This window comes from Methylobacterium sp. yr668 (genome assembly GCF_900116245.1).
GTDB lineage: Bacteria > Pseudomonadota > Alphaproteobacteria > Rhizobiales > Beijerinckiaceae > Methylobacterium.
In genome coordinates this window covers 1-21,456 of sequence record NZ_FOZY01000017.1, presented here as the reverse complement: position 1 = coordinate 21,456, position 21,456 = coordinate 1, and the positions used below count along the sequence as shown (strand labels likewise).

Sequence of the window (21,456 nt, the reverse complement as noted above, 5' to 3'; positions counted from 1 at the left end):
CGCGAGAACGGCCACGCGTGGAAAGCGAGGCCTAGGCGGAGGCTGTCGTGGACGGCGCCGGCGGCAGGGCCGCCCACACGAAAAAACGGCTGAGGACGGTCCCCAGCGAGAGGATGTCGCGCGCGCCGATCTTCTTCAGCGTCGACGTCGGCACGCTCGCGAGCTTGCTCACCAGCGGGAAGAACTGGTCGGCCGACAGGCCCTCGAGGAGCCCAAATTCCAGGACCTCCTCACCGGTCGGCTCGCGCAGCACGAGCACCTTGACCATCTCGTCGTGCGCGCGCACCGCTGCCGCCAGCGGGTGCTCGTACGGCCACGTGATCTCGCGCGGGTCCCGTGCCGGGGCCTCGTTGGTCTCAGCCATGATCAGATCTCGTCGCAGGTGAGGCCCATCCAGTTCACCGAAACCTTGCCGGCGCCGGTGTCGATCTCGTGGGCGGACTCGGTCCAAGCGCCCGACAGGACGTAGGTCTTGCCGTTCGCGAGCTCGGCGGTGACGGTGATGTCCGTCATCGCGTCGAGCTCAGCGATGGTCAGGCCGGCCGTGGTCGAGAGGTCGCCCTTGATGAAGGGCACGCGCGGCGTCTCGATGTAGCCGTGCACGCCGTCCTGGCCAGCGACGCCCTCGCGCTTCGACGGCGAGGGCGACACGACGAACGAGCCGCGCAGGTCGTACTGCTTATTGCCGGCCTTCACGAAGGCGGTGCCGGCGATCCTCTGGCCCATGGCCGGTGCTCCAAAGAAAAACCCGCCTCAGAGGGCGGGTTGGATTGCGGAAAGGCGTGGAGGACCGATCAGGTGCCGGAGGCGCTGAGCGGGAACTGCAGGCGGAACTGCGCCAGGATGTTCAGCCGGCGCAGCTGATTGACGATGTCAGGCGGGTCGAGGATCTCGACGGTGTTCGGCTCCGTATTGGAGCGCGTCACCGAGAGGTTCGCGATGTAGAGCGCGGCGTTCTCGACGAGACCGTCGTACTCCATGTCCCGGTACTCCGAGACCATCTCCGCCTTGATCATAAGCGGCGTGACAATCGGCTTGCCGGTGGCGAACTTGGTCCCGTCGTTGGCGAGCGCCATCCGCGGGAAGGCGTTGGTGAGCCGCTGCCGCACCCGGGTGTAACGCTCGTCGAGGGTGGCGAGCGTGGTCACCAGCTCGAAGGCGTTGTCGGCCTGCCCGTAGGCGTTCTTCTGGTAAGAGGTCTGCTCGCGCAGGATGATCGGCTGGTTCGTCGTGCCGCCGTAGAGGTCCGTGCCCTGGATCGCGAGGCCGACCTGCGCGAGGGCGTTCAGCTGGGTCTTGTTCCAGCGGTAGGCCTTCTGCGCCGGCAGCACACCGACCAGCGGCAGCGTCTGCAGCGGCTGGGCCGCGTAGGCGTTGATCGAGAACGCGGCGGCCGCGGTGTAGGCGGCGGCCCACTCCCAGACCGGCGACGGGCTCTGCGGCTCGAAGGCCATCGGAGAGATGACCGGCGAGTTGTTCGACGGGCCCCAGGTGGCCTGATCGGCGTAAGCGCCGCGGCGGGCCGAGAAGATCTGGCCGTAGCTCTGGCGGTACGGACCCCAGCGACCGCTGTCCGTAAAGCCGTACTCGGCGTCCCAGACGCTGTAGGAGCCCGAGTCGTTCACCGGCAGGGCGACGAACTTGTAGGGCGCGTCGCCCAGGCCTGCGATCGCCGAGGTGAAGTCCGGCGTGCCGGTGCCGCCCGAGAGCTGATTGCCGGTCGGGTAGGTGACCGCGAGGCCCGCCGGCAGCTGCTCGCCGCCGTAGCGGCCGAGGTAGCAGTCCTGGACGTTGATGTCGTTGCCGGTCAGCCCCTTCCACTTGGCCGTCAGGGTGACGACGGCGGCCGCCGCGGAGGCGGTGACCGGCAGGTCGGGTGTCGCGGTGATCGCGGCCGCGATCTTGGCAGCGACCGTCGACGTGGTGTCCGCCGAGACGATGGCGATCGGCACGAGCTGGCCCGCGATGTAGAGCGGATAGGTGCCCGCGACGGTCGGGGCAGCCGTCACGGTGATCGCGCCGGTCGCCGCGACGCCGGCGGCTGGCTCCGGCACCGGCAGGCAGTAGATCGGCACGCTGGTGACGCCCTTGAAGAACGTCTTGAACATGCGCGCGAGCATCGAGCCCGGGCCGAACAGGGCGTCGGCGTCCGCGTTCGTGCCGCAGGCGACGACCTGGTTCGGCGTGGCCGAGCCGGCCGACGTCAGGATGCCGGCGAGCAGCGCCCACTTCAGCGAGGTCGGGGTGCCGGCCTGCGAGGGGTCGATCTGGGTGTTGGGGCCCGGGATCTTGTAGTTGTCCGGAACGCGCGTGATGCCCATCGCGGCTTACTCCTGCGAGGCGGCGGCGGGCGCGACGGCGCTCGCGCGGGTGGCGGGCTGGGCGGAGGTCGGCGCGGTGGCGGGGCCGCCGGCGTCGTGCAGATCCTCCAGGAGCTCGATGGCGCCCTCGTCCCGCAGGCGGAACGTGAACTGGTCGGCCGGCCAGCGGGCGGTGCCGTCCGCCTCGAAGCCGGTCTGCGACGGCATGTGCTTGAGCGCGCGATAGCGCTCCTCGGTCACCTTGACGGCGACCGTGGCTGATCCGGCCATAGCGATGTCCTCTGGATGGGAGCGGCGCGGGCCGGCTCAGGTCGTGGGAAGGTCGATCGTGAGCCCGATCGGGGGCGTGCCCGGGCCGGCGCCGGCCGGGCGGGCGGTGATGACGACGTGCTCGAGGACGTCCGGGATCACCGGGTCGTAGTTCGTGCGCGCCAGGAAGGTGATCTCCAGTCGCCCTTCCGCGAAGTAGGTCTCCCCCTCCTGCGGGAAGAGGCGGCCGCGACGGACCTTGCTCACCGCCTCGAACAGCGGGTAGCGCTCCGGATCGTCCTCGTCCTTGGCCGGGTCGACCCCGCGCACGAAGGTCGGGTCGGTCAGGAGATGCGAGCGGATCCGGTCGACGATGTCGTCGAGATCGGCGTCGAGCTGCTCGGGCGGCTGCTGGCCGATCACCACCGAGATACCGACCGTCACCTCGCTGATGAAGCGCGGCGGCCCAGTGTTGGCCTCGTCCTCTGGCGTCTCCAACTCGTCGACGAGGATGACCAGGAGCGCGGGCAGGTTGTTGGGCTGGATCTGCGGCCGCGGCTGCCGGCGAACGGCCTTCACCGGGAGCCAGTCCTGACCCTGGAGGCGCTCGATGATCGCCTCGCGGATCAGCGTCGACGATGACGGCATCACAGCTCCGGCGGCTTCCCGCGCTTCAGGGTCAGGGTGGCACCGCCCTGGCCGTCCGGATCGATGTCGTCGATCCAGAGCGAGCCCTCGTCCGGGTAGAAGCCGGCGGCCGGGATGCGCACGACCGAGAACTGCTCGGGGCGGTACTTCCAGTCCGCAAGGCGGATCCCGAGCGTGAGCACCGTGGTGTTCATGCTCTGGTCGCCCTCGAGCTGGATGCTGGTGTTCTTCACCGTCCAGACGCCGGTGGCAGCGAACGGCAGGCGGACCGGCGACGAGGCCAGCGGCGTCACTGTGACCGGGCGCCCGAATGCGGCGATGCCGGGCCCGAGCGCCAGGGCGGCGAAGTCGATCACAGCCGGCTACTTGGCCTTGCCGTCGCCGGCGGGCGCCTGGATCTCGGGGGCCTTCTTCTCCTCGAAGAGGGTGGCGCGACCGAGCGCGATCAGGGCGTCGGCCTCGTCGGCATCGAGGTCGAGGACGTCGCCGGGGGCGAACTCGACGATCTTGTAGTTCCCGCCGGAGCGGTTCCCCATCGTGTCGAAGTCGTACGGCTTGAAGTCCTTGTGGGGGACATGCAGCGTCGCGCCGGCGACGATCTTCTTAGTGGCCATAGTCGGGCCCTCGCATTCTAGGATTGGCGGAAGCGGCGCCGCGCGGGCGCCGCGGGATCAGCGGCGCGAAGGCGTCAGGCGACGATCGCGGAGAAGGTCGCGTCGACCCAGCCGAGCAGCGGCAGGGGGGCCGACTGCATCATGGAGAACCACGCGGAGGGGTTGTTCTCCTTCCAGACCTTCGGGAAGCGCGCCAGCGGCGCGAGGCCGGCATCGGCGTCCTGCACGGCGCCGTAGGTGCGGATGCCCTGGCAGCCGACCGGGTTGCCCATGATGACCGAGTTGTCGGGCATGAACTGCTGCACGACGCCGTTGTCGTCCATGTACAGCTGCTGGTACTGGAAGACGTCGAACTCGCCGATGTTGCCGAGGTACTTCACTTCCTCGCCCAGTCCGCCGCCGGTGACCTTGCCGGCCAGATCGACGTTGCCTGAGGTCTGGCGGTAGGTGTTCATCACACGGGTGACGCCGGGCGACTGCAGGAACGCGTCGGCGGCCAGCGGATCGAACACGATGGTGCCCGGGTGGAAGCCCGAGTTGCGCTGCACCGTCTTCGCCCAGGTCCGGACGTTCTGGTACGGGTCGACGCCGGTCTGACCCCAGCGCAGGGCGCCGGTCAGCGCGACGGTGTGGTTCGGGTTCCGGTTCAGATCGACCAGCACCGGCGGGTGATCGTCGCCCTGGCAGGTCATGGCACCCGTCAGCAGCAGCTGGGAGGCCATCCACTCCTCACGGCGGGTGATCTGGTCGTCCTCCAGGACCATGTTGTCGAACAGCGCGAGGTTGAAGCGCTGCATCGGGGTCATGGTGCCGAGCAGCTGCTCGCCGACCCGGCGCTTCAGCATCTTCTGCGGCTCGATGCTGTGCATCGGCTTCACGTACGGAGGCCGGAAGCCCATCGTGGTGTAGCCGCGCGAGCGCTGCGGCTTGCCCTCGACGGTCGGCACCACGAAGGGCGCCAGCTTCCGGGCGCGCTGCACGCGGTCGAAGTAGACCTCCTCGGTGTCGAACACCTGCTCCATGGGGAAGAACAGGTTCAGGAGGACGGGCTTGGCCTTGTCGAGGACGCCGAAGGCGCCGAGCAGCTGGGCGGTGGAATTGTAGTCGATCGCCATGATCGCGGGCTCCAAAAGAAAAGGGCCCGCGACGGGGCCCTGCGATCTACCGGGATGGGTGGAAGCCGATCAGCCGAGGGTGCCGACCGAGCGCACGTACAGGTGCGAGTTGGCCTGACGCAGAGCGGCCTGCACGGCGGCGATGCTCCAGGAGGCGTCGATCTGCATGATCTCGCCCGCGAACTCGCCCTCGAAGTAGGCCGGCGTCTTCACGTCGGCCGCGCTTGCATCGGTGTCGGCGGCGAGGATCGCGGCCGGGACCTGCGAGCCGTCCGACGCGGTGGCGACGGACAGGATGTACTTGTCGGTCGCGGTGACGCGTCCGAGGAGCGCTCCGCGCTTCAGCGGCGCGCCGGCGAGGTTGGCGCCGGAGGCCAGCGTGACCACGCGCTGGCGGACCGGGAATGCGCCCGCGAAGAGCGCGGTCGGGTCGTAGGACGCGACGACGTTGTTGGTGCCCATCGTGAGGGAATCCTTGGCTGTGCGCTGCGGCGCCGATTACTTCTTGCCGAGCAGGGCGCGCGCCTCGGCGGCACCCTTCTCGACGTCACGGGCCGGCGGGGTCGCGCCACGGTACTCCTCGCCGACGCCCGCGGTGGACGCCGCTGCGAAGGTGGTGGAGCCGCGCTTGGCCTGGCGCGCGGCGAGGCGCTCGAGGACGAGGTCCTTGAATGCCCGGACCGAGGTCTCGCCGTTGGCGTGGCGCTCGCCGAGGTTCGGGAAGCCGAACTGCTTGGCGATCTCGCGGATCTTGGCGCCGCGGACTCGATCGGCACGCACCGCGGCCTCGGCGGCCCTGCGGACCTCCGCCGGGGTCAGGGCCTTGCGCTTGGCCGGCTTCGGGGCGGCGCGCTCGCCTTCTCCATCGTCCTCGTCGTCGCCGTCACGATCCTCGTCGTCCTCGGCATCGTCGTCGCCGTCACGCTCGTCGTCCGAGCCGACGTCGCCATCCTCGGCATCGTCGCCATCGCGCTCCTCGTCCTGATCCTCGTCGCGCTCGGCGTCGCCATCCGCGTCCTCGTCGGTGTCGGACTCGTCCTCGCGCGCGGCGCGCTGCTCGGCGGCGCGGCGGCGGGCCTCGGCGAGGCGCTTCTTCTCGGCTTCGAGCTCGGCCGGGGACTTGGCGCGCTGGGACTTCGGCTTGGCGGGCTTGGTGGCCATGGGGCTTTCTCCTCGGGCCTTCGGGGACGGCCCGGAGGCCGGGGTGCGGGTGACGACCAGGCAAGCGCGGAGCTTCGGGCCGTCGCCTTCGGCCTGGTCGGAACGGATCTGAGAGGCGGCGTCGGCCGGGATCGGGACCGCCGAGATCTCCAGCGGCTCCCAGTCGACCACGTCCCAGCGGGCGACCGTGCCGTCGTCAGCCTCGGTCTTCTCCACCTTGTGGACCCAGTAGCCCACGCTGACGTTGCGGATGACGCCTTCGCGGATCTTCTGGACCGTGTCGGCGACGCCCGGCGCCTTCGAGAGCTGGATGCGGGCGAGCCCGCGACCGTCCTCGATCTTGGCCGAGCCGGGCACGACCGCGCCGATGACGTTGTCGCAGCCGTAGGAGCAGTGGCTGTCGAGGAAGGGAGCGCCGAGGTTGAGGCGCTCCAGCCGGATCGCCTTAGGGTCGACCGACAGGACCTCGTCGTACTCGGTCCCGTCCCACCAATCGTAGCGCCGGACGCTCGCGCCCGTCGTCCAGACGATCTCGATGGTGTTGCTGTCCGCGTCGAAGCTCTCCGCGCGCACGGCCGCCAGGCGGTCGAACTGCGGGAGTTGCACGACCCCTTCGGCCGCGGGCGGCGCTCCGGTTCGGGCGGGAGAGCTCGGGCTCCTCGCCGCCGTCCTCCTCCTGCTCCGGTTGCTGGACGCCCTTGGCGTTGGTGCGCCGCGGGTCCGAGTCGAGGATGATCTCAAGGTCGTCGACCTTCACGTTGAAGGCGCGGATGCCATCGAGCACGTCGTCGGGGTTGCGCCCCTTCTCGGCCACGACGTCCTGCCAGGTGCGGAAACCGTTGCGGACTTCGAGCGCAGCGGTCTGGGCATCGGCCAGCGGGTCGACCCAAGCGAACTCGGGCGGCGACCACTCGACCGGGATGTACGGGGCGTCGATCACGCCCGCGAGGTAGGCGGCCTCGCACCACCATTCCCAGATCGGCTGGAGGGCCATCTGGATCAGGATCTGCCATTGGATCGTGCCGACGAGGCGCCGGAACTCGACCAAGCCGCCGCGCATCGAGGAGAAGTTCACCTCGGACAGGTCGTTGGAGATCAGCTCGGCCGGCATCCGCCAGCCGGCCGCTATCTCCTGCAGCTTCTTGATCTTGTACTCGCCGTAGCCGCCCACGGCCGAGGGCGCATTGAAACGGACGTCCTTCGCGCCGTGGAGGCGCGGGATCATGCCGGGCTCGAAGCGCTCGACCTCGTTGCCGTCGGCGTCCTGGACCTTGATGCCGACCGAGTCCTCGTCGGCGTTCTCGGCACCGACCACGAAGCCGACGATGCACGCCTCGGTCTTCTTCCGGACGATCTCCGCGAGCTCGTAGTCCGCCTGCAGGTTCGTCGGCTCAATCGCCGGCGTACCCCACGGGACGCCGCGCGTCTGGGTCCGCTGCATCTCGAAGACGTGCAGGACCTCGTCGGCCGGCACCGGCGCCGACACCATCGGCTCGCCGCCGTAGAAGTACGGCAGGTTGCCGGGGTGGTAGGGGTAGAGCCAGTAGGCGCGCCGCTTCTGGCTCGCCATGTCGATCTCGACGCCCTGGATCGTCAGCGCGCCTTCGTTCAGCACGCCGTTGCGCATCGGGTCGAGGAAGTCGGCCTCGAGGAGCTGCAGCTCCAGCGGCACGTCGCCCTTGCCGCGCTTCTTGACGTACCGGCGTCGGATCAGGGCGTCGCCGCCCTCGACCATCTCTCGGAACATCAGCGCCTGAAGGCCGTAGAAATCGAGCCGCCCGGCGTGGTCGCAGCGGAATGACCAGCGCTGGAACGCCTCCCAGATCTTGCGATCCTTCGAGGGAGAGCCGGTCACTGGCCGGGGGACGATGCCTTCGCCGACCACATTCGACACGAGGCTCGCCGTCGCCTTCGCGGCGAAGGGGTTGTTGCGCACGAGCCAGCGCGACTTGTCGCGCAGGGTACGGGCCTCGTTGTAGATCTCCGCGTCTGCCGACCGGACCGGGCCGAGCCAGGCGTCGCCATTCCGGCTGCGCTGGGCCGCTTCGTAGGAGCGCTTGCGCGGTCGAGCGGCGGCGGCCTCCGCGCCCTCGATCTTGACCTCGCCGGCCATCAGCAGCCGTGCCCGCGGCGATGGTAGCCGCGATCGAAGCTCGCCAGGCCGACGGTCGGCACGCGCTGGCCGTTCGCCCGAGCCTGCTGTCGCTCCAGGTAGGCGATGATCTGGATCATCTCTTGGAAGGAGCGATACGAAGCCGATTTTCCCTCATAGGAAACCGACATCACACCCTGCGCGAGGGCAGCCTGCATCGCGGCAATCTGGGCGCTGTAGTCTACAGCCATTTCGATTGCCTCTTTCGGGGTGGCTCCCAATCGGGTGCCTTGGCGGGCTGGGCGCGCGTGGCTACGACCTGGCGCTCGACCGCTTGCGGTTTCGCATCGGCCTCAGAGGCCGCTTGAGCTTCCGAGGGCTCGGCCGGATCGTCGGGCCCATCCTCGCGCTCGGGCAGCTTGCCCAGCGCCACGTATCGGCCGCTCATCGCCTGCAGGCCGCAGACGGCGACGTAGGCGTAGACGAAGCACACGCCGGCCTCGTGGGCCGCCTTGGGTTTCTGCCACTCGGTGAAGCCGAGCCGCTGGTGCACCACCAGCTTCTCGCGGGTGAGCTGCTCGAAGTACTCGGCGTCGATCGAGCGCGATCCGCGGGCCGGCTCGATCGGAAAGCGCACGTGACGTGGGCCCGGGTCGGTGACCGTGAGCGAGCCGTAGGCGAAGTCGCGGGCGGCGTTGCCGCCGATCATGTACCAGGACGCGCCGAGCTTCGAGGACGGCAGCCGCGGCCACACCTTGGTGCGGGAGCCCCGCGCCTCGGACTTACCCTTGATCGCCCAGACCCGCCGCTTCCGGCGCTCGGTGCAGAAGGCATAGGTCTCGGCCGTGTGGTGGCCGCCGGAGTCGATGGCGGCCGCCCTCACGCGCAGCTCGGTCCCGTCGCCCTTCTTGAAGGTGCGCTTCAGCAGGGCGTCGAGGTCGCGCCAGACTTCCGGCTGTGCCGGATCGCCTGGGATGACGAAGTGGCCAATCAGGGCGCATTCGAGCCCGGGTCCCCAACCCCAGACCGCCCCCTCGATGCGGGCGTTGGTGCCGGACTGGACGTCGCCGCCCAGCGTCAGGAAGGACACGAAGTCCGGCACCTCGGCGCCGTACTCCTCGCGCCGCTCCAGGAAGACGCCGGGCTTGATCTCCTGGCCGAAGGTCTGCCGGTGCGGCCGGCCGAGGCGAAGGTTGTTGAACGGCTGAACGAGGTTCGCCGGATCGTCCTGGGCCTCCAGCCACTCCTGAACGATCACCGGCCACGCGGCGTTCGCGTTGAGCGACATGCCGGTCCAGAGATGGAAGCCGGCGTGCCCGGGCGTCTTCGGCGTCGCGGTCGCCCGCCACTCGCCGTGGGCGTCCATCCAGGCCTTGCTGCCCTCGTCAATGATGCAGCCGCAGGTGCCCTGGTACCAGACTGACTTGAGCGAGCGGTCCTCGTTCAGGTCCCACTTCAGACCGTGCGGCGTGTCTTTGCCGCCCCAGTCCAGGTACTGCCAGCCGGCGAGCTCGCCGGCGTGCTCCGAGCATTGCGGGCAAGGCACGAAGTAGCGCCGCTGGTCCGAGGCCAGCCAGAGTTTCCAGACCCGGCTCGTCTCCTCGAGGAGCGGGGTCGAGCCTCGGACCTGCTTGCGGTTGTAGAAAGTCTCGCCGCGGGTCCAGAACAGCTTGAGCTTGTCGCCCTGCGTCTTGGCGCCGGGCGTCCAGCCGTCGCCGTCGATCTCGTCGGCGAACAGGAACCGGGCAGAGTAGCGCCGGAAGGCGTCGTCCGAAGCGGCGCCGACGACGCGCACGAGGGCGCCGTTCGACAGCTGGTAGAAGGTCGCCGAGTCCTGTTTCTCGCCCTTCCGGACGGGCCGCAGCATCTTCGCGAGCACCGGGGTCTCGCGCAGCATCGGCGCGATCTCGGTGGCGCCGAACTCCTCCGCGTCATCCTCGACCGGCTGCGCGACCGCGCAGAGCGTCGGGTCCTGATGGAGGTGGTAGCCGATCGCCAGCGTGGCGAGCCGGGTGTAGCCGACGCGGGCCGCCTTCAGCACCGTCACCAGCGGCAGCGTCGGATCGCACATCGCGTCCATGAGGCCGCGCTGGTACCCGTAGAGGGTCACCGGCCCGCTCTCGGATCCGGTGCTCTTCGGGATCCGGCCGTGCTCTTCGGCCCACTCCGAGCCGGACATGTGCGGCTTGAAGACGAGGGCCTCGTCGAACAGCCGGTCGAGGTCGGTGCGCGTCGCGGCGCGGCCAGCCGGGTACTCACCCTGCCGGTGGGTTCCGATCCGCTCCGCCAGCGTCATGGTCGGGGTCGCGTCCTGCAAACCACCGCTGCGCGATCTCCTCGCGGGCGGCCGTGAAGGCTCGGTTCATCTCGGCCTTGGCCATCGCCTCGATCTCGGGGGCGCTGGTCATCGTCGCCGCCCGTCCGGCGACCTTGGAGGCCATGTTCGACAGCCCGGTCCGGAGGACCTGGCAGAAGGTCGCCATGTCGGCGACGACGTCGTGCCGGGACACGACCGCCTTCAGCGCCTCGTCGGCGTCGATCTCGGCGACGATCGCGTTGGCCACCGCGCGCCGGCAGTCAGCGTCCTCACGCCGGGCCTTGCTGCTGTCTTTGCCGCCTTCGTCGCCGGCGCTCATCGCCACGTTCTCGACGGCGCGCTGGATCTTCCAGTCGATCACGGCGGCCGTGTCGAACTGCCACTCGACGCCATTGCTGCCGCGCTCGACGTAGGGGCAGCCCTTCTCGATCCAGTTCGTGACCGTGTTGACGCTGACGCCGAAGATCCCGGCGAGGTCGGCGCGGTTGACGAGCCGGCCGTCGATGGAGCCGGACATCAACAACAACCCCTGTTCTCAAAATTTCTTAGAGGGTGAACCGATGGGGTCCGAATTCCCCTCACCGGCACCCCCTCCCGGGAAGGACCCTGGATTTGGCCGGGGGGGTGGGGGCCTGGTCGGCCCCGCCCGTGCCCTGCGCGGGCCGCTGGCGGCCTCGGCGCGGTCAGCCCTTCCGGCGCACGTCGTTGACGACGAAGCGCTCCCAGGCCGCCCGGAAATGCTTCCGATAGGCGACCGGCACCACTGTGCGCCCCTTCTCGTAATAGGGGAAGCGCTTGGTGTAGCTCGTCCCCTTCACGAAGATCAGGATCGGTACCGCGGCGCGCCCCTCGCGCAGGTAGACGCCGTCGGGCGCCCGCGTCCCGCGCAGGACGAAGTAGTCCAGGTTGCGCCTGCGGGTCGACCGCTTCGGCCGGCGGATCGTGTTCTGCGCCGCGTCGGACGCGGCCCCGAGGGCGGACAGGATGCGGACGATCTGCCCGCGGTTCATGTTGCCATAACCGTCGAGCTGGGCGCCGCGGCCGGGCACGCAGCACTCGTTCGAGCGCAGGATGCCGGCCCTGGTCAGCGCGATCTCGAAGCGCTTCCGCTTCCGCTCGCCGCCGGCGACCTGGGGCCCGAGGTACTTCCAGGCGGGCGTGCCGCCGAAGCCTTCCTTGAAGCCGAGCTCCGCTTGGAGCCGTTGCTTCGTGGCCGGCCGCACCTGCAGCGCGTTGAGCGTGTAGGGCGTGGGCCGCTCGAACACGGACCGCATGGTCTCGCGTTCGGTCTCCCGGGCATCCTTGATCGCGTTGGTCAGCGCGACGGCCGTGACGAACGGGACCTGCTTGGCGGCGCGCCCGACGGCCTCGGCCTTCAGCCCGAACTCGCTGGCGTCGAGGACCAGCATGGGATCAGCGCCCGACGGTGATGGTCTTCAGCTCGCCCGAGACCGGATCGAGGATCGTCAGCGTCTGCGCGGCCATGGTCAGCGTCCCTTGAACCGGCCGGCCGCATCGCGCGGAGGCTTTACGCCCGAGGCGGCGCTCGGCGGCGCCGGCCGGCCGCGCGGGCAGGTCAGCGATACGCGCCGGGCCGGCTTCGGCTCTCGACAGAGCATCACGAACAGCCAGAGCAGGCCGGCGACGACCGAGACCAGTCCAACCGCGACCAGCTCGGGCCGCGGCAGCAGCGCGTCGGCACAGGCAACTTCGACCGGACGCACGGCGATCGCGCCCATCGCGGCGGCGAGCACCGCGGCCAGCGTCGAACGGAACATCGGATCAGTCCTTCAGCGCGCGGATCAGCGCCCGGGCGAGCCGCACGAAGCCGGCGCGAAACACGTTCAGGCCCTCGACCAGCGCGCCGCCTCGGCGGCCACCGCGAAGGGCCACTGAAGCGCGGCTTCGTGCAAGACCTCGAACGTGCAGCGGTAGACGTCGAGAAGCGCCCAGAGGTCGAGCCGGTGACGCGGCATCACTGCACCTGCTGCGGTTGGGGCAGGGGCCGCGGTGCCTGCTGCTGCATGCGCTCGGCCATCAGGAAGCCTTCCGGCGCTCGCAGCGCACGACGGCGAAGCGGCCATCGCCCGGGAGCCCGGCGTGGGCCGCCGAGGCCTGCCCGGTCATCATGCAGGTGAAGGGCGTCGAGGCCGGCGCGACGACGATGTCGAGCGCGGTCTCGCGGGTGCAGGCGTCGGGCGCGGTGTTCAGCGCGCAGACGAGGACGACGGCGAGCAGCGGATTCATCGGCGCGGGCCCTTGGCCGGCGCCAGCGCGTCGAACGCGAGAACGACGGCCAGGATGCCGAGCGCCATCAGGATCAGCGTCGCGGTGGGCGGCGAGATCAGCACTGGCGCGACGGCGCGTGCGGTCGCGGCGACCTGGGTGTCGATGTCGCCGAGGAACAGCTCGTCCATGTCAGGGAGCCTCCCCGCGAGACAACGGAGCGCCGAGCACGAGCGGCGCGCCGACTAGGACCGGCCGGGCATCGCGCCAAGACGGTGTCGGGGCCGATGCGGCGAGCCGCAGCAGCACGGCGAGGCGCTTCACCACCTGCTTCACAGCCGGAACCTCTGCATGACGGCGCGGCGGATCTCGCGCTCAGCGTCGACGACTTCCTCGGTCGGCGTCGCTTCGAGGATGTCGGCGCGGGCGGCCTGGATGCGTTCGATGAGGCGCTCCGATCGCGCGTCGGCGCGCGGCCGGACAGTGCGCTCGGGCGAAACGGCGCGCGCGGCAGCGATCATGCGGTCAGGTCTCAGCGGGTGACGCGGACGGATTCGGCGAGCTGCTCGGCGTGGACGAGATCCCACGCGGCGCTCGATGTCTCGAAGCGGCTCGCCTCGCCGACGGCATGACCCCAGCAGATGCGGGCGCCGTCGGTGGCGAGGTAAAGAGGCGCATCGTGGGCGCTGGAGTCCAACTCAATGCGCCAGGGTCCGAAGCTGTGCGCCCAGGCGGTCAGGCCCGAGCGGAAAGCGATCGGCGGCGGAACGGAGGTCATCACAGGAAGTCCGCGCCGGCGTTCTTTCGGAACAGGTCGCCGTCCTCGATGTACCCGGCGGTCGTCTCGAGCTTCACGTGGCGCATGTGCTTGGCGGTGAGCCTGAGGTCCGCGCCCTCGTCGCCGGCCGTCGTCGCGAACCCGCGCCGCGGCGAGTGGCCGCCGAACGCATCGGGGTCGAGGCCGGCGGCGGCGCAGCGCGCCTTCAGGATGCGGGCGAACTGGCCAGCGCTCAGCCGCTCGGCCGAGAGCTTGCCGCGGTCGCACCCGCGAAAGAGGGGGCCGTCCGCGATGCCGGCAGCTTCGAGCCAGGCCTGAATGGCGGCGGGGATCTTCAGCTTGCCGTCGAGGACCGCGATGGAGCGGCCTTCGCCTGTCTGGTCGGTCTTCGAGCGCCGGAGCCGGACCATCAGGCCGCGGCGGTGTCGCTCGACATCCGAGACGTCCAGCCCGACCAGTTCGGACCGGCGGAGCGCCGCGCCGAAGCACAGCAGGATCAGAGCCCGATCGCGGACCGCAGCGAGGTCTTTGCCGCGGATCTTGCGGATCACCTGGCCGACGAGGTCGACCGTGAGCGCCTTCTTCTTCGCCGGCGCCCGGCCGAGTGTGGCGCGGATCCCGGCGAGGATCTGCCGGACCTCCTCACGAACGGTGGGGCTGTCATGCCCCGCCGCGCGGTGGATGCAGGCGATCGCGGCGGCGCGCCGGTCGATCGTCGAGACCGACCGGGCGAGGCCGGCGAGATGTGTCAGATAGCGGCCGACCGTGCGGCCCGAGGCCGGCAGGGGCTCGGCGCCCTGTTCCCCGCACCAGGCCGTGAAGTCGCGCCAGTCGGCGGCGTACGCGCGCCGGGTCGCGGTCGATCGGCTCGCGGCAGCGAACCGGGCGGCGGCCGCGTCGAGCGCGTCTGGCTCGGCCAGGACGAGCGCCGTCGTCGGCGCCAGGACGAGGGCGTTATCGTGCATCCGATCCGACCCCGTTCGGGTGCACGGGAAGGGCAGTTATCGTGCGCCCGAAAAGAGCGCTCGGATTTGAGGATCAGGCCGCGCGGGCCGGTTTCGAACGACCTCGGCGAGCGACCGTGAAAGGTACGCCCTTCGTGCTCGTGCCGGAGGTGCCGAACGAGCGCTTCTCGACGGTGCCGAGCTGCGGGCGGAGCTGGCGCACGAGCGCGGCGATGCGCTTGCAGTGCGAGTCCTTCGCCTCGAGGTACTCCGCCTGATCGCGGAAGCGCCGCCGGCAGAAGGCAGCGGCCTCCTGCTCGATCGCGGTCACTGTCGCATGCGCGCTCACGCAGGTGCGCCCGGCTGGATCATCACGGGGACCGATAGTGTCAGAAAACCGTGGCCGTGTCGCGGGTTACAACGAACGGGGCACGAGGGGAGTTCGGGGGGAGGTACGGGCCGGGGCTACAGCTTCAACCACCGTCCGTGAGGACAGCTGTGGGTCTTTCGGGCGTCCTGGCTGGCCGGCTTACTGCGATGCCTTTTTCACGCGCTCGGGCGCGCCGCACCTTCTCGCTCGGGCGGGGCCCGAAACGACGAAGGCCCCGCGCGTTTCCGCCGGGGCCTTCTAAAATTCTGCAGGATCCAAACTACCGCAAGCCGTTCTCCCGGTCAAGCCTGTCGGTGTTAGAGGTGACCGCCTTCTTTAGCCTTATCCTGGAGATCTCGCAGCGCTTCAGCAATGAAGGCTTCCCCTTCCTGCAGCGAAGCCACTGGCATCTCTGCCATAACCGAGCCGTCGTCGTGACGCATGACAACCTTGAAAGGCATATCGCCGCCCGGCGTCGGTATCACTTCACCTGTGGCCATGATCTTGCTCCAGCGTTTCGCCGAACATACGACAGCGGGAGCCGACGCGCGAGTGTGCGGGACGTGATCGCCCAGTGTAATGAGGCGAGCTTAGTTTCCGGCAGAAGACCTACTCAGAGGTGCGCTCAGAGGACTCGGGTACCCCGGCAAAGCCTTCGTTCGTGTAGCCGCCCGGCTGCACGTTCTTGAAGGGGAGCTGTCGGATCGCGTTCTCGCGCACCGTGACGTTGCGGAAGATGGTGCCGAACACCTCGCCATAGGCGGTCGCGCGAGCCGTGGCCGATGCTTCCTTCAGCTCCAGATCGCGCGTCTTCGCCTCGCGGGCAGACATCTCGGCTTCGCGCGCCTTCATGGCGTCGAGCGCCGCCTGGACCTGCGCCTTCTCGTGGCGCAGTCCCCCAATAACCTGATCGCGCTCCTCGACGCGCGCCAGAAGCTCGTCGATCCGCGCATCTTGCTCGATCGCCTTGTCGCGCAGACCCTTAATGGCGCCGAGCGCATCCAGGCCGAATGTGCGCTTCTCGACGAGCTCGTCGATCGCGGTGGCAAGCTTGCTATCCATCAGTCTTCTCTTCGATCGCGGGTCAGGCAGTGCGTTGGCTGGGGGGCGTCCAGTCCCGCGGGTCGATCCTCCGGACCGGCGAGGCCCGCATCGGCGCTGCGCGACGACCGGCCACCCGGCGATCGCTCTCGATGTGGCGGCGGGGCCGTAGGTTCGGCAGCGGGGCGCGGACTTCTTCCGCCGGCTCCAGCCACGGCGCGATCGGCGACTTCGGCGGCAGTACCTCGATGCTGGTCAGGTACTGGAGCGCTGGCACGAGGTAGACCAGCGCAGCGTGCCAGTAGGCGTACCGTAGCTGCTCCTCGACGACCTCGAAGCCCACCCGGGTGTAGTTGAGCTTGCAGAACAGGCCGGTGTCCCGGCTGTCGCCCTTGGACACGGCGACCTCGTCGTGGCTCGTGAACCACGGGGTACCGTCCTCGCCCTGGCCGCAGGGAACCTGCACCGTCCGCCACAGCGTGATCTTGCCGTTCGTCGACTTCACCGGCTCGATCGCGATCCCGTCGCCGACCTCCGGCCGGCTGCGGATGGCGCTGGTCACCAGCCAGGACGGCGTGGCGTCGATCGCGGCGGCGGTCATCACCTCAAGGCTGGCCTTGCCGCGCAGCTCGACCTGGACGGGATAGGGCGAGAGATCGAGCGGGCAGACCGCGGATCCGACGGCCACCCGCTTCAGCGTCTCGCTCAGGACCTGGAGGTGCGCCTCGATCGTGATGGCGTCCGGATGAGGATCGCCCATCGCCGGCGGCATCCCGGGCTCACGCGACCAGTTGTCGACCCGGCCGCCCATGGCGACCATCCGCCAGACCGGGTCGGAAGCACATTGCGGCCCGCGGATCGGCGCGTCGGCGCGGCGCTTCGGGAGCTCATCGCGGATCGCCCAGCGCAGCGCCTCCTCGATCGTCATCTTGCGGCGCTTGGGTGCGCTCTGGGTGGTGCTCTGCGTCGTTGCCGGCACGGTGGGTCCCCAATGCTGTGCCGGTTCGAAACGAAGCAGCAACGCACCGTTGATCCGGCGCCAGTTTTCTCACTGTCAACCCCAATTCTATTTGCGCATGCTGCGCAGGATCGCCGCGTTGATACCGGCGGCGATTTGCCCCGCCGCTTCATCTCGTAGCCGGTACGCTGTTGCTGACTTCCAGCCCATGCCCCGGCAGAACTCCTGGAAGCTCTCGCGCTGGGCACGGCACCGCGCCCAGGCGATGAGCACGTCGCGCTTGGCGGTGAAGTCGGGCGCTGCGATGTTGAGGTAGTCGTTCGGCCAGTTCACGGGCCGGATCTCGGCCGGACCGCGCACACGTGGGTCTGTGTGCATCGCCCGCTTCATCCAGAGCAGCACGTCGCCGCTCGTCCAGCTGGGAGTGTGGCCGAGGGCGGAGTGGAGCGGTGGACCTTCCTGGCGGAGCGGCATCTTACGCGACGAGGCGGTCCAGATCGCCGCTCGTCGTTCGTAGCATGTTCCCTGGTACGGAACCGTGGCAGCTCGGCAATGATGGGCCTGCGTGCTGTCGGATGAAGCGAAGGAAGATCTCAGCTTTGATCCGGCGGCCGTTGGCCCTGCCGACACGCCAAGCGCGCGTCCTTCATCGCGATCAGGCCCTCGAGGAAGCGGATCGTCTCGCGGTGCGTGCGGGCATCCTCGGACCCGGCTCCGTCGTCGATCTTCTGCTGGTGGTAGGCCTTCAGGTCGCCAAGGGCGTTGCGGTAGCCGAGAACGTAGGAGGGCGCGTGGGTGTCGTCGTCATCCATGGATCTTGCCCCTTTGCCATCGTTTCAGGGCGCCACGCGGTGCCGGCAGATGGCCTCACCCCACACCATACCCCACATTCTGCGGCCTAGGCGGATGTCATCGGCCGGCCCCTCGCGCTGTGCCGCCCCGTCAGGTTTGTGGGCGGCGATGTGGAGCGCTGAAGGCTCACATTTCAGCGCTCGCTCGCCATCCAGAGCCGGCTGCTATCGACCCATGCCGCCCGTGCGAACGGCCATCAGTGCTTCCCGAAAGCGTCCATGCGTTGGCCACTCGGCAACCTCGGCCCAGGGTAGATCTTTGACGGTCCGCTGCCAAAAGGGGCGGCAACACTTCAGGAAGGTTTGTTGGCTGTCGCAGACGCCTTACTGCGCGGTACCGATAAGCTTATCCCGCAGGTACCGACGGCCGCGATCGAGGTGGCAAAGCGCTGGTGCAGGGCCGCGTGGGATCCCGATAACTGGACAGGTGCATTTAAATTACTAGACAAATTTCTTATTTAGCGATATGAAATCAGGATTGAATCAAATATACAATACATTAGGGAGTAAGGTTATGAGGAGTATAGACATCGGGGCGCGGGCTTTCGTAGTTTTAGCTATTTCAAATGGTTCAACTTACGCGAATGAACTTTCTTTGTTGAATGAAACTATTCGAGCCGCCGGTCCAGGAGCGGGTATTAGCAATGTAATTGCCGGCCTCGGCGTAGCGTCCTCATTCCCGCCCGATGGAACGCCAGCGTTGCTAGGTTCAGGTTGGGATAGTGTCGGATCGACAGTGATGGGAGATTGCGTCGATAGGAGCGGAAAGACTGAAACAATCCTTCCTCCAGGTACCAACGCAGAAGGTCAGTCAGTTGTTTTCGACGCCGCCTACATAGATAGTGTATCTAAGATGAGAAGCGTACTTAATGTGTCGGCTTCTGCATCATTCTCTTACGGTATTTACTCAGGCGGCGGTCGATATCAATTATTCCAGGATGATACGATAAATTCGTTTAGCAGTTATATGTATGTTTCGGTCACTGTACTAAATCAAACTCAGATACTTTCCCAGAAAAATCTCAATGCTGGGCGAGTAAAACAAATATCAAGCAACAAAGATGATTTTAGGAAAGCCTGTGGAGACCAATTTGTCAGCGCCTTATCCACCGGCGGCACCTTTTCTGCTGTTGTACGGATCGAGTCCATGACCGAGGCGCATCAAAAAGCTGTCTCGGCTGCAATAAACGGCGCGATCGCAGGTTTCGGAAAGGCGTCCGGTTCGGTGGACAGTCAATTCTCTTCTTTGCAAAGCATGGGAAAAGTTACAATCAAGGTGATCAGGAAAGGAGCGACAGGAGATGTTCCGGAACTAAAGGATTTTAATAAGTACGCTGTTTCGTTCCCCGCCAAAGTTTCATCGACAATGGGCAAGCCATGGCCATTTAATGCGATTGTCTCATCATACGATACCGTAGATAATTTGCCAACGAACACCAGTCCATATACATACGATCAGCAGAATATCTACCTTGAAGGTCTAGCATCCCTGCGCGATGTTGCCTTACAAATACGGAATGATCTGCTTTATGCCTATGCAAATCCCGATCAATTTGGGATCGACGATCGATCTGACATCCAGAAAAATCTTGATAATGTCAACTCGCATATCAGTGCGGTGCTTCGCGCTGCGAATTCCTGCAAGGTGGATCCAGTCAGCAAATGCACTGAAGCTTATCCAGAGCTTAAGAAAATCGATGCACCAAAGCGGAAATATTCACCCGCGTCGGAGAAAATAAGGCAGGCACGAGAGCTTTACGAGCTACGAGGCGACCCACTCAAGCTTGATGCAGCCCTCATGATACTTTCGACCATAGACGATGGTACGGCCACCCAGGATGAGCGATACGACGCAGCGCTCTTGACATCCGAAGCCTTGGATTGGAAAGCCGCACGTTCAGGTTTCGCGCCGATAACTTACAAAGATGAAATTCTTCCAACTTACAAGGACGCGCTTGCCAAAGCTGTAGGCCTCGCAGCTGCGATGCCGAACAAGCCCTGCGAAGCCGATTATCTCAAGACAACACTCGATTTCCTCACCGGATCTACGAACTATACGCTTGGAACTGCGGAGAACGTCATGGCATCCTTGTCTGGTCGTTCTACGCGCACCGGTACAACGTGCCAGAAGTACGTCTGGAGTGGCACGAATAGATGGCGTGCCTGGATCCGCATAAGAGAGGCTAATACAAATACGACGCCTCCCGCCGAAAAAGCCCGTCTTCTCAGCGAGGCCGCCCCTTTCGCGGAGGCCGCATATAATGATGAGCCCGATTATTTTCCAAATGTTTATGTATTGATGCTGGTCAATTATGACGATCAAACGAAGTTCTGCAAAATATTCAATGATTTTCTGCAAAGATCCACCCCCGCCAGATTTAGCGGTTTAGAGCCTCTTTATACGTCATTCAAGAACAGTCTCAAGAAAAATGATAATGGACCTATAAAACCTTTCGGTAATTGCACCGCCGGGCTATACAACTGAGATCAACAATGTTTTTAGGTGTAAAATACCAACAGACATAATTCAGACAAGGCACCATCATGGCACTCCATAGATGCCATTTTAAGGAAAGTAATTAGATATGTCTGTGTTTGCACGAGCTCCGTCGAGAGTGCAATCCTGGGCGAGGCAGGTAGCGGTTTCGGAACGCGCGGTGTCGCTGACGCCTGCGATACGCCCTCGTACAGGGGCCTTGTGATGGAGTCGGTGCCTGCCGTAGTGACCTTCCAGCCCCCGCCTCCCCGCGGCCCGGGCAACTCATCCGCGGGCCCGCCCCAACGAGCATGCCATCTTTCCGCGGACAATTCCGGATGTGTAGGCCGCCCGCTCCTGTCGCCGTAATAGGCCGTTAGCCGCTTCGGTTGCTGAGATCCGCTCGCCGGCCTCGCGCCCGAAGAGGTGGCGCAGCGTGCCAGCTCGACTGATGCGCTTGCCCATCCTCGCTCCTGTGTTCGACGGGGTTCCCGACTGCCCTATTCGGCAGGATCGTCGCGGTAGTCGCGTTGTGCTCCGCGACCGGCTGATACTCATCACCATTCGCGAAAATCACGATGCCATCCGCACCGACGTCTGGGCGCGCACGTCTGTCACGGCCGCGGTGGATGAAGCGTGGTCCGCCGAAGATCTGAAAAGCGTTCCAGTATCGGTCGTCTCGGAAGCCGACGTACTGGACTCAGCGGGGTGGGTCGGCCGCCATGGTTGGCTCTAACCTTCCGCACCAGCCGGCGCGTCAGGCCCGTCGGCGTGCCTCCGGCGGCGAGATCCCGGCGGAAGGCGTTGCCCTTGGCCTGCTCGACGATGCCGACCAGCATGGCGCCGTTGACGATGTCGGACAGGCGGATGAAGCGCGGGCTCGGTCGGTATCGAGCCCGGTGATGACTGGTGCGGTAGGCTCTTCAGCGAAAACTTGGCTGCTGATCCGTTCTCTCCGCCCGACCGGTCCGCTCGGGCGGCGCCCCTCACCACGCGGCCTGGAGGCCGGCGGAGAACACCTGCGCGGTGGCGCCTGGACGAACGTCGCCGGTGTAGCTCACCGACAGCTGGACGCCTTCGGCGACCGCCCCCGTCAGGCTCACGCCCAGGACCGCACCGTCCCGGCCCAGCGCGCTCGTGCGGGCCGTGAACGCCGCCCCGAACAGGTTGGACCGGATCACCGCCGCCGTGTCGGCCAGTTCGTGCGCCCAGTACGCCCGGCCCTCCAGGCGCAGGTCCGGAATGCCCGCCACCGCCCAGCTCGTCACCCGCCCGCCGACCAGGCTGCGCGCCGC

At 67.0% G+C, this 21,456-nt stretch carries 30 protein-coding genes; 1 reads left to right on the top strand and 29 read right to left on the bottom strand.

The window, feature by feature from the left end; genetic code table 11:
* Positions 1 to 31 precede the first annotated feature (31 nt).
* From BM419_RS20090 to BM419_RS19970, 28 genes are all read right to left on the bottom strand, one after another.
* On the bottom strand, positions 32 to 364 hold the full coding sequence (locus BM419_RS20090) for a phage tail assembly protein (protein WP_091927488.1): 333 nt from the start codon (positions 362 to 364) through the stop codon (positions 32 to 34).
* 2 nt (positions 365 to 366) lie between these two features.
* A complete protein-coding gene (locus tag BM419_RS20085; RefSeq protein WP_091927487.1) occupies positions 367 to 726 on the bottom strand; it encodes a phage tail tube protein in 360 nt (119 codons plus the stop codon).
* 68 nt (positions 727 to 794) lie between these two features.
* The gene (locus BM419_RS20080) at positions 795 to 2,321 is read right to left on the bottom strand and encodes a phage tail sheath subtilisin-like domain-containing protein (protein WP_091927486.1); all 1,527 of its coding nucleotides are present in this window, start codon (positions 2,319 to 2,321) and stop codon (positions 795 to 797) included.
* 6 nt (positions 2,322 to 2,327) lie between these two features.
* The gene (locus tag BM419_RS20075; protein ID WP_091927485.1) at positions 2,328 to 2,591 is read right to left on the bottom strand and encodes a hypothetical protein; all 264 of its coding nucleotides are present in this window, start codon (positions 2,589 to 2,591) and stop codon (positions 2,328 to 2,330) included.
* A 36-nt stretch (positions 2,592 to 2,627) separates the two neighbouring features.
* On the bottom strand, positions 2,628 to 3,218 hold the full coding sequence (locus tag BM419_RS20070; protein WP_091927484.1) for a hypothetical protein: 591 nt from the start codon (positions 3,216 to 3,218) through the stop codon (positions 2,628 to 2,630).
* The gene (locus tag BM419_RS20065; RefSeq protein ID WP_091927483.1) at positions 3,218 to 3,574 is read right to left on the bottom strand and encodes a head-tail joining protein; all 357 of its coding nucleotides are present in this window, start codon (positions 3,572 to 3,574) and stop codon (positions 3,218 to 3,220) included. Before BM419_RS20065 ends, BM419_RS20070 begins: the two co-directional genes overlap by 1 nt.
* Before the next feature lie 6 nt (positions 3,575 to 3,580).
* The gene (locus BM419_RS20060; protein WP_091927482.1) at positions 3,581 to 3,832 is read right to left on the bottom strand and encodes a hypothetical protein; all 252 of its coding nucleotides are present in this window, start codon (positions 3,830 to 3,832) and stop codon (positions 3,581 to 3,583) included.
* Positions 3,833 to 3,906: 74 nt separating this feature from the next.
* Positions 3,907 to 4,947, bottom strand: coding sequence for a major capsid protein (locus BM419_RS20055; protein ID WP_091776851.1), 1,041 nt, complete (start codon positions 4,945 to 4,947; stop codon positions 3,907 to 3,909).
* A gap of 69 nt (positions 4,948 to 5,016) precedes the next feature.
* Positions 5,017 to 5,409, bottom strand: a complete 393-nt coding sequence (locus tag BM419_RS20050) for a head decoration protein (RefSeq protein WP_091927480.1) — start codon at positions 5,407 to 5,409, stop codon at positions 5,017 to 5,019.
* Between the two features lie 36 nt (positions 5,410 to 5,445).
* On the bottom strand, positions 5,446 to 6,477 hold the full coding sequence (locus BM419_RS32465; RefSeq protein WP_280141969.1) for an HK97 family phage prohead protease: 1,032 nt from the start codon (positions 6,475 to 6,477) through the stop codon (positions 5,446 to 5,448).
* A gap of 76 nt (positions 6,478 to 6,553) precedes the next feature.
* On the bottom strand, positions 6,554 to 8,221 hold the full coding sequence (locus BM419_RS32925) for a phage portal protein (RefSeq protein WP_091927479.1): 1,668 nt from the start codon (positions 8,219 to 8,221) through the stop codon (positions 6,554 to 6,556).
* Positions 8,221 to 8,451: a phage head-tail joining protein gene (locus tag BM419_RS20035; RefSeq protein WP_091927478.1), complete on the bottom strand. Its 231-nt coding sequence runs from the start codon at positions 8,449 to 8,451 to the stop codon at positions 8,221 to 8,223. The genes BM419_RS32925 and BM419_RS20035 overlap by 1 nt, the downstream gene beginning before the upstream one ends.
* Positions 8,442 to 10,517, bottom strand: a complete 2,076-nt coding sequence (locus tag BM419_RS20030) for a phage terminase large subunit family protein (RefSeq protein WP_210188178.1) — start codon at positions 10,515 to 10,517, stop codon at positions 8,442 to 8,444. The genes BM419_RS20035 and BM419_RS20030 overlap by 10 nt, the downstream gene beginning before the upstream one ends.
* A complete protein-coding gene (locus BM419_RS20025; protein ID WP_091927476.1) occupies positions 10,456 to 11,034 on the bottom strand; it encodes a terminase small subunit in 579 nt (192 codons plus the stop codon). Before BM419_RS20025 ends, BM419_RS20030 begins: the two co-directional genes overlap by 62 nt.
* A 166-nt stretch (positions 11,035 to 11,200) precedes the next feature.
* The gene (locus BM419_RS20020; protein WP_091927475.1) at positions 11,201 to 11,926 is read right to left on the bottom strand and encodes a hypothetical protein; all 726 of its coding nucleotides are present in this window, start codon (positions 11,924 to 11,926) and stop codon (positions 11,201 to 11,203) included.
* Positions 11,927 to 12,004: 78 nt separating this feature from the next.
* Positions 12,005 to 12,295, bottom strand: coding sequence for a hypothetical protein (locus BM419_RS20015; protein ID WP_091927474.1), 291 nt, complete (start codon positions 12,293 to 12,295; stop codon positions 12,005 to 12,007).
* A gap of 66 nt (positions 12,296 to 12,361) precedes the next feature.
* Complete coding sequence (locus BM419_RS33255) at positions 12,362 to 12,493, bottom strand: hypothetical protein (protein WP_280141967.1); 132 nt, start codon at positions 12,491 to 12,493, stop codon at positions 12,362 to 12,364.
* A 61-nt stretch (positions 12,494 to 12,554) separates the two neighbouring features.
* On the bottom strand, positions 12,555 to 12,764 hold the full coding sequence (locus tag BM419_RS20010; RefSeq protein ID WP_091927473.1) for a hypothetical protein: 210 nt from the start codon (positions 12,762 to 12,764) through the stop codon (positions 12,555 to 12,557).
* A complete protein-coding gene (locus BM419_RS32460; RefSeq protein WP_175556333.1) occupies positions 12,761 to 12,934 on the bottom strand; it encodes a hypothetical protein in 174 nt (57 codons plus the stop codon). The genes BM419_RS20010 and BM419_RS32460 overlap by 4 nt, the downstream gene beginning before the upstream one ends.
* Positions 12,935 to 13,075: 141 nt before the next feature.
* A complete protein-coding gene (locus BM419_RS20005) occupies positions 13,076 to 13,264 on the bottom strand; it encodes a hypothetical protein (protein ID WP_091927472.1) in 189 nt (62 codons plus the stop codon).
* Between the two features lie 11 nt (positions 13,265 to 13,275).
* Positions 13,276 to 13,521, bottom strand: coding sequence for a hypothetical protein (locus tag BM419_RS20000; protein ID WP_091927471.1), 246 nt, complete (start codon positions 13,519 to 13,521; stop codon positions 13,276 to 13,278).
* Complete coding sequence (locus BM419_RS19995) at positions 13,521 to 14,486, bottom strand: site-specific integrase (RefSeq protein ID WP_091927470.1); 966 nt, start codon at positions 14,484 to 14,486, stop codon at positions 13,521 to 13,523. Before BM419_RS19995 ends, BM419_RS20000 begins: the two co-directional genes overlap by 1 nt.
* A gap of 73 nt (positions 14,487 to 14,559) precedes the next feature.
* Positions 14,560 to 14,796, bottom strand: coding sequence for a hypothetical protein (locus BM419_RS19990; protein ID WP_244540809.1), 237 nt, complete (start codon positions 14,794 to 14,796; stop codon positions 14,560 to 14,562).
* A 356-nt stretch (positions 14,797 to 15,152) separates the two neighbouring features.
* The gene (locus tag BM419_RS31985; protein WP_139257089.1) at positions 15,153 to 15,335 is read right to left on the bottom strand and encodes a hypothetical protein; all 183 of its coding nucleotides are present in this window, start codon (positions 15,333 to 15,335) and stop codon (positions 15,153 to 15,155) included.
* A 109-nt stretch (positions 15,336 to 15,444) separates the two neighbouring features.
* On the bottom strand, positions 15,445 to 15,897 hold the full coding sequence (locus BM419_RS19985) for a hypothetical protein (RefSeq protein ID WP_091927468.1): 453 nt from the start codon (positions 15,895 to 15,897) through the stop codon (positions 15,445 to 15,447).
* A 22-nt stretch (positions 15,898 to 15,919) separates the two neighbouring features.
* Positions 15,920 to 16,855 carry a hypothetical protein gene (locus BM419_RS19980; RefSeq protein WP_139257088.1) on the bottom strand — a complete coding sequence of 312 codons (936 nt, stop codon included), beginning with the start codon at positions 16,853 to 16,855 and terminating at the stop codon, positions 15,920 to 15,922.
* A gap of 87 nt (positions 16,856 to 16,942) precedes the next feature.
* Positions 16,943 to 17,236: a hypothetical protein gene (locus tag BM419_RS19975; RefSeq protein ID WP_139257087.1), complete on the bottom strand. Its 294-nt coding sequence runs from the start codon at positions 17,234 to 17,236 to the stop codon at positions 16,943 to 16,945.
* A gap of 191 nt (positions 17,237 to 17,427) precedes the next feature.
* Entirely contained in the window at positions 17,428 to 17,646 is a 219-nt protein-coding gene (locus BM419_RS19970; protein WP_091927465.1) for a hypothetical protein, read from the bottom strand.
* A 553-nt stretch (positions 17,647 to 18,199) separates the two neighbouring features.
* Between BM419_RS19970 and BM419_RS31980 the strand changes: the two genes are divergently transcribed.
* Positions 18,200 to 20,170, top strand: coding sequence for a hypothetical protein (locus tag BM419_RS31980; RefSeq protein ID WP_139257086.1), 1,971 nt, complete (start codon positions 18,200 to 18,202; stop codon positions 20,168 to 20,170).
* Between the two features lie 977 nt (positions 20,171 to 21,147).
* On the opposite strand, the gene BM419_RS19960 is transcribed toward BM419_RS31980, so the two are convergent.
* Positions 21,148 to 21,456 (bottom strand): autotransporter domain-containing protein (locus tag BM419_RS19960; RefSeq protein WP_139257085.1); only part of this gene is annotated, 309 nt, incomplete at its 5' end.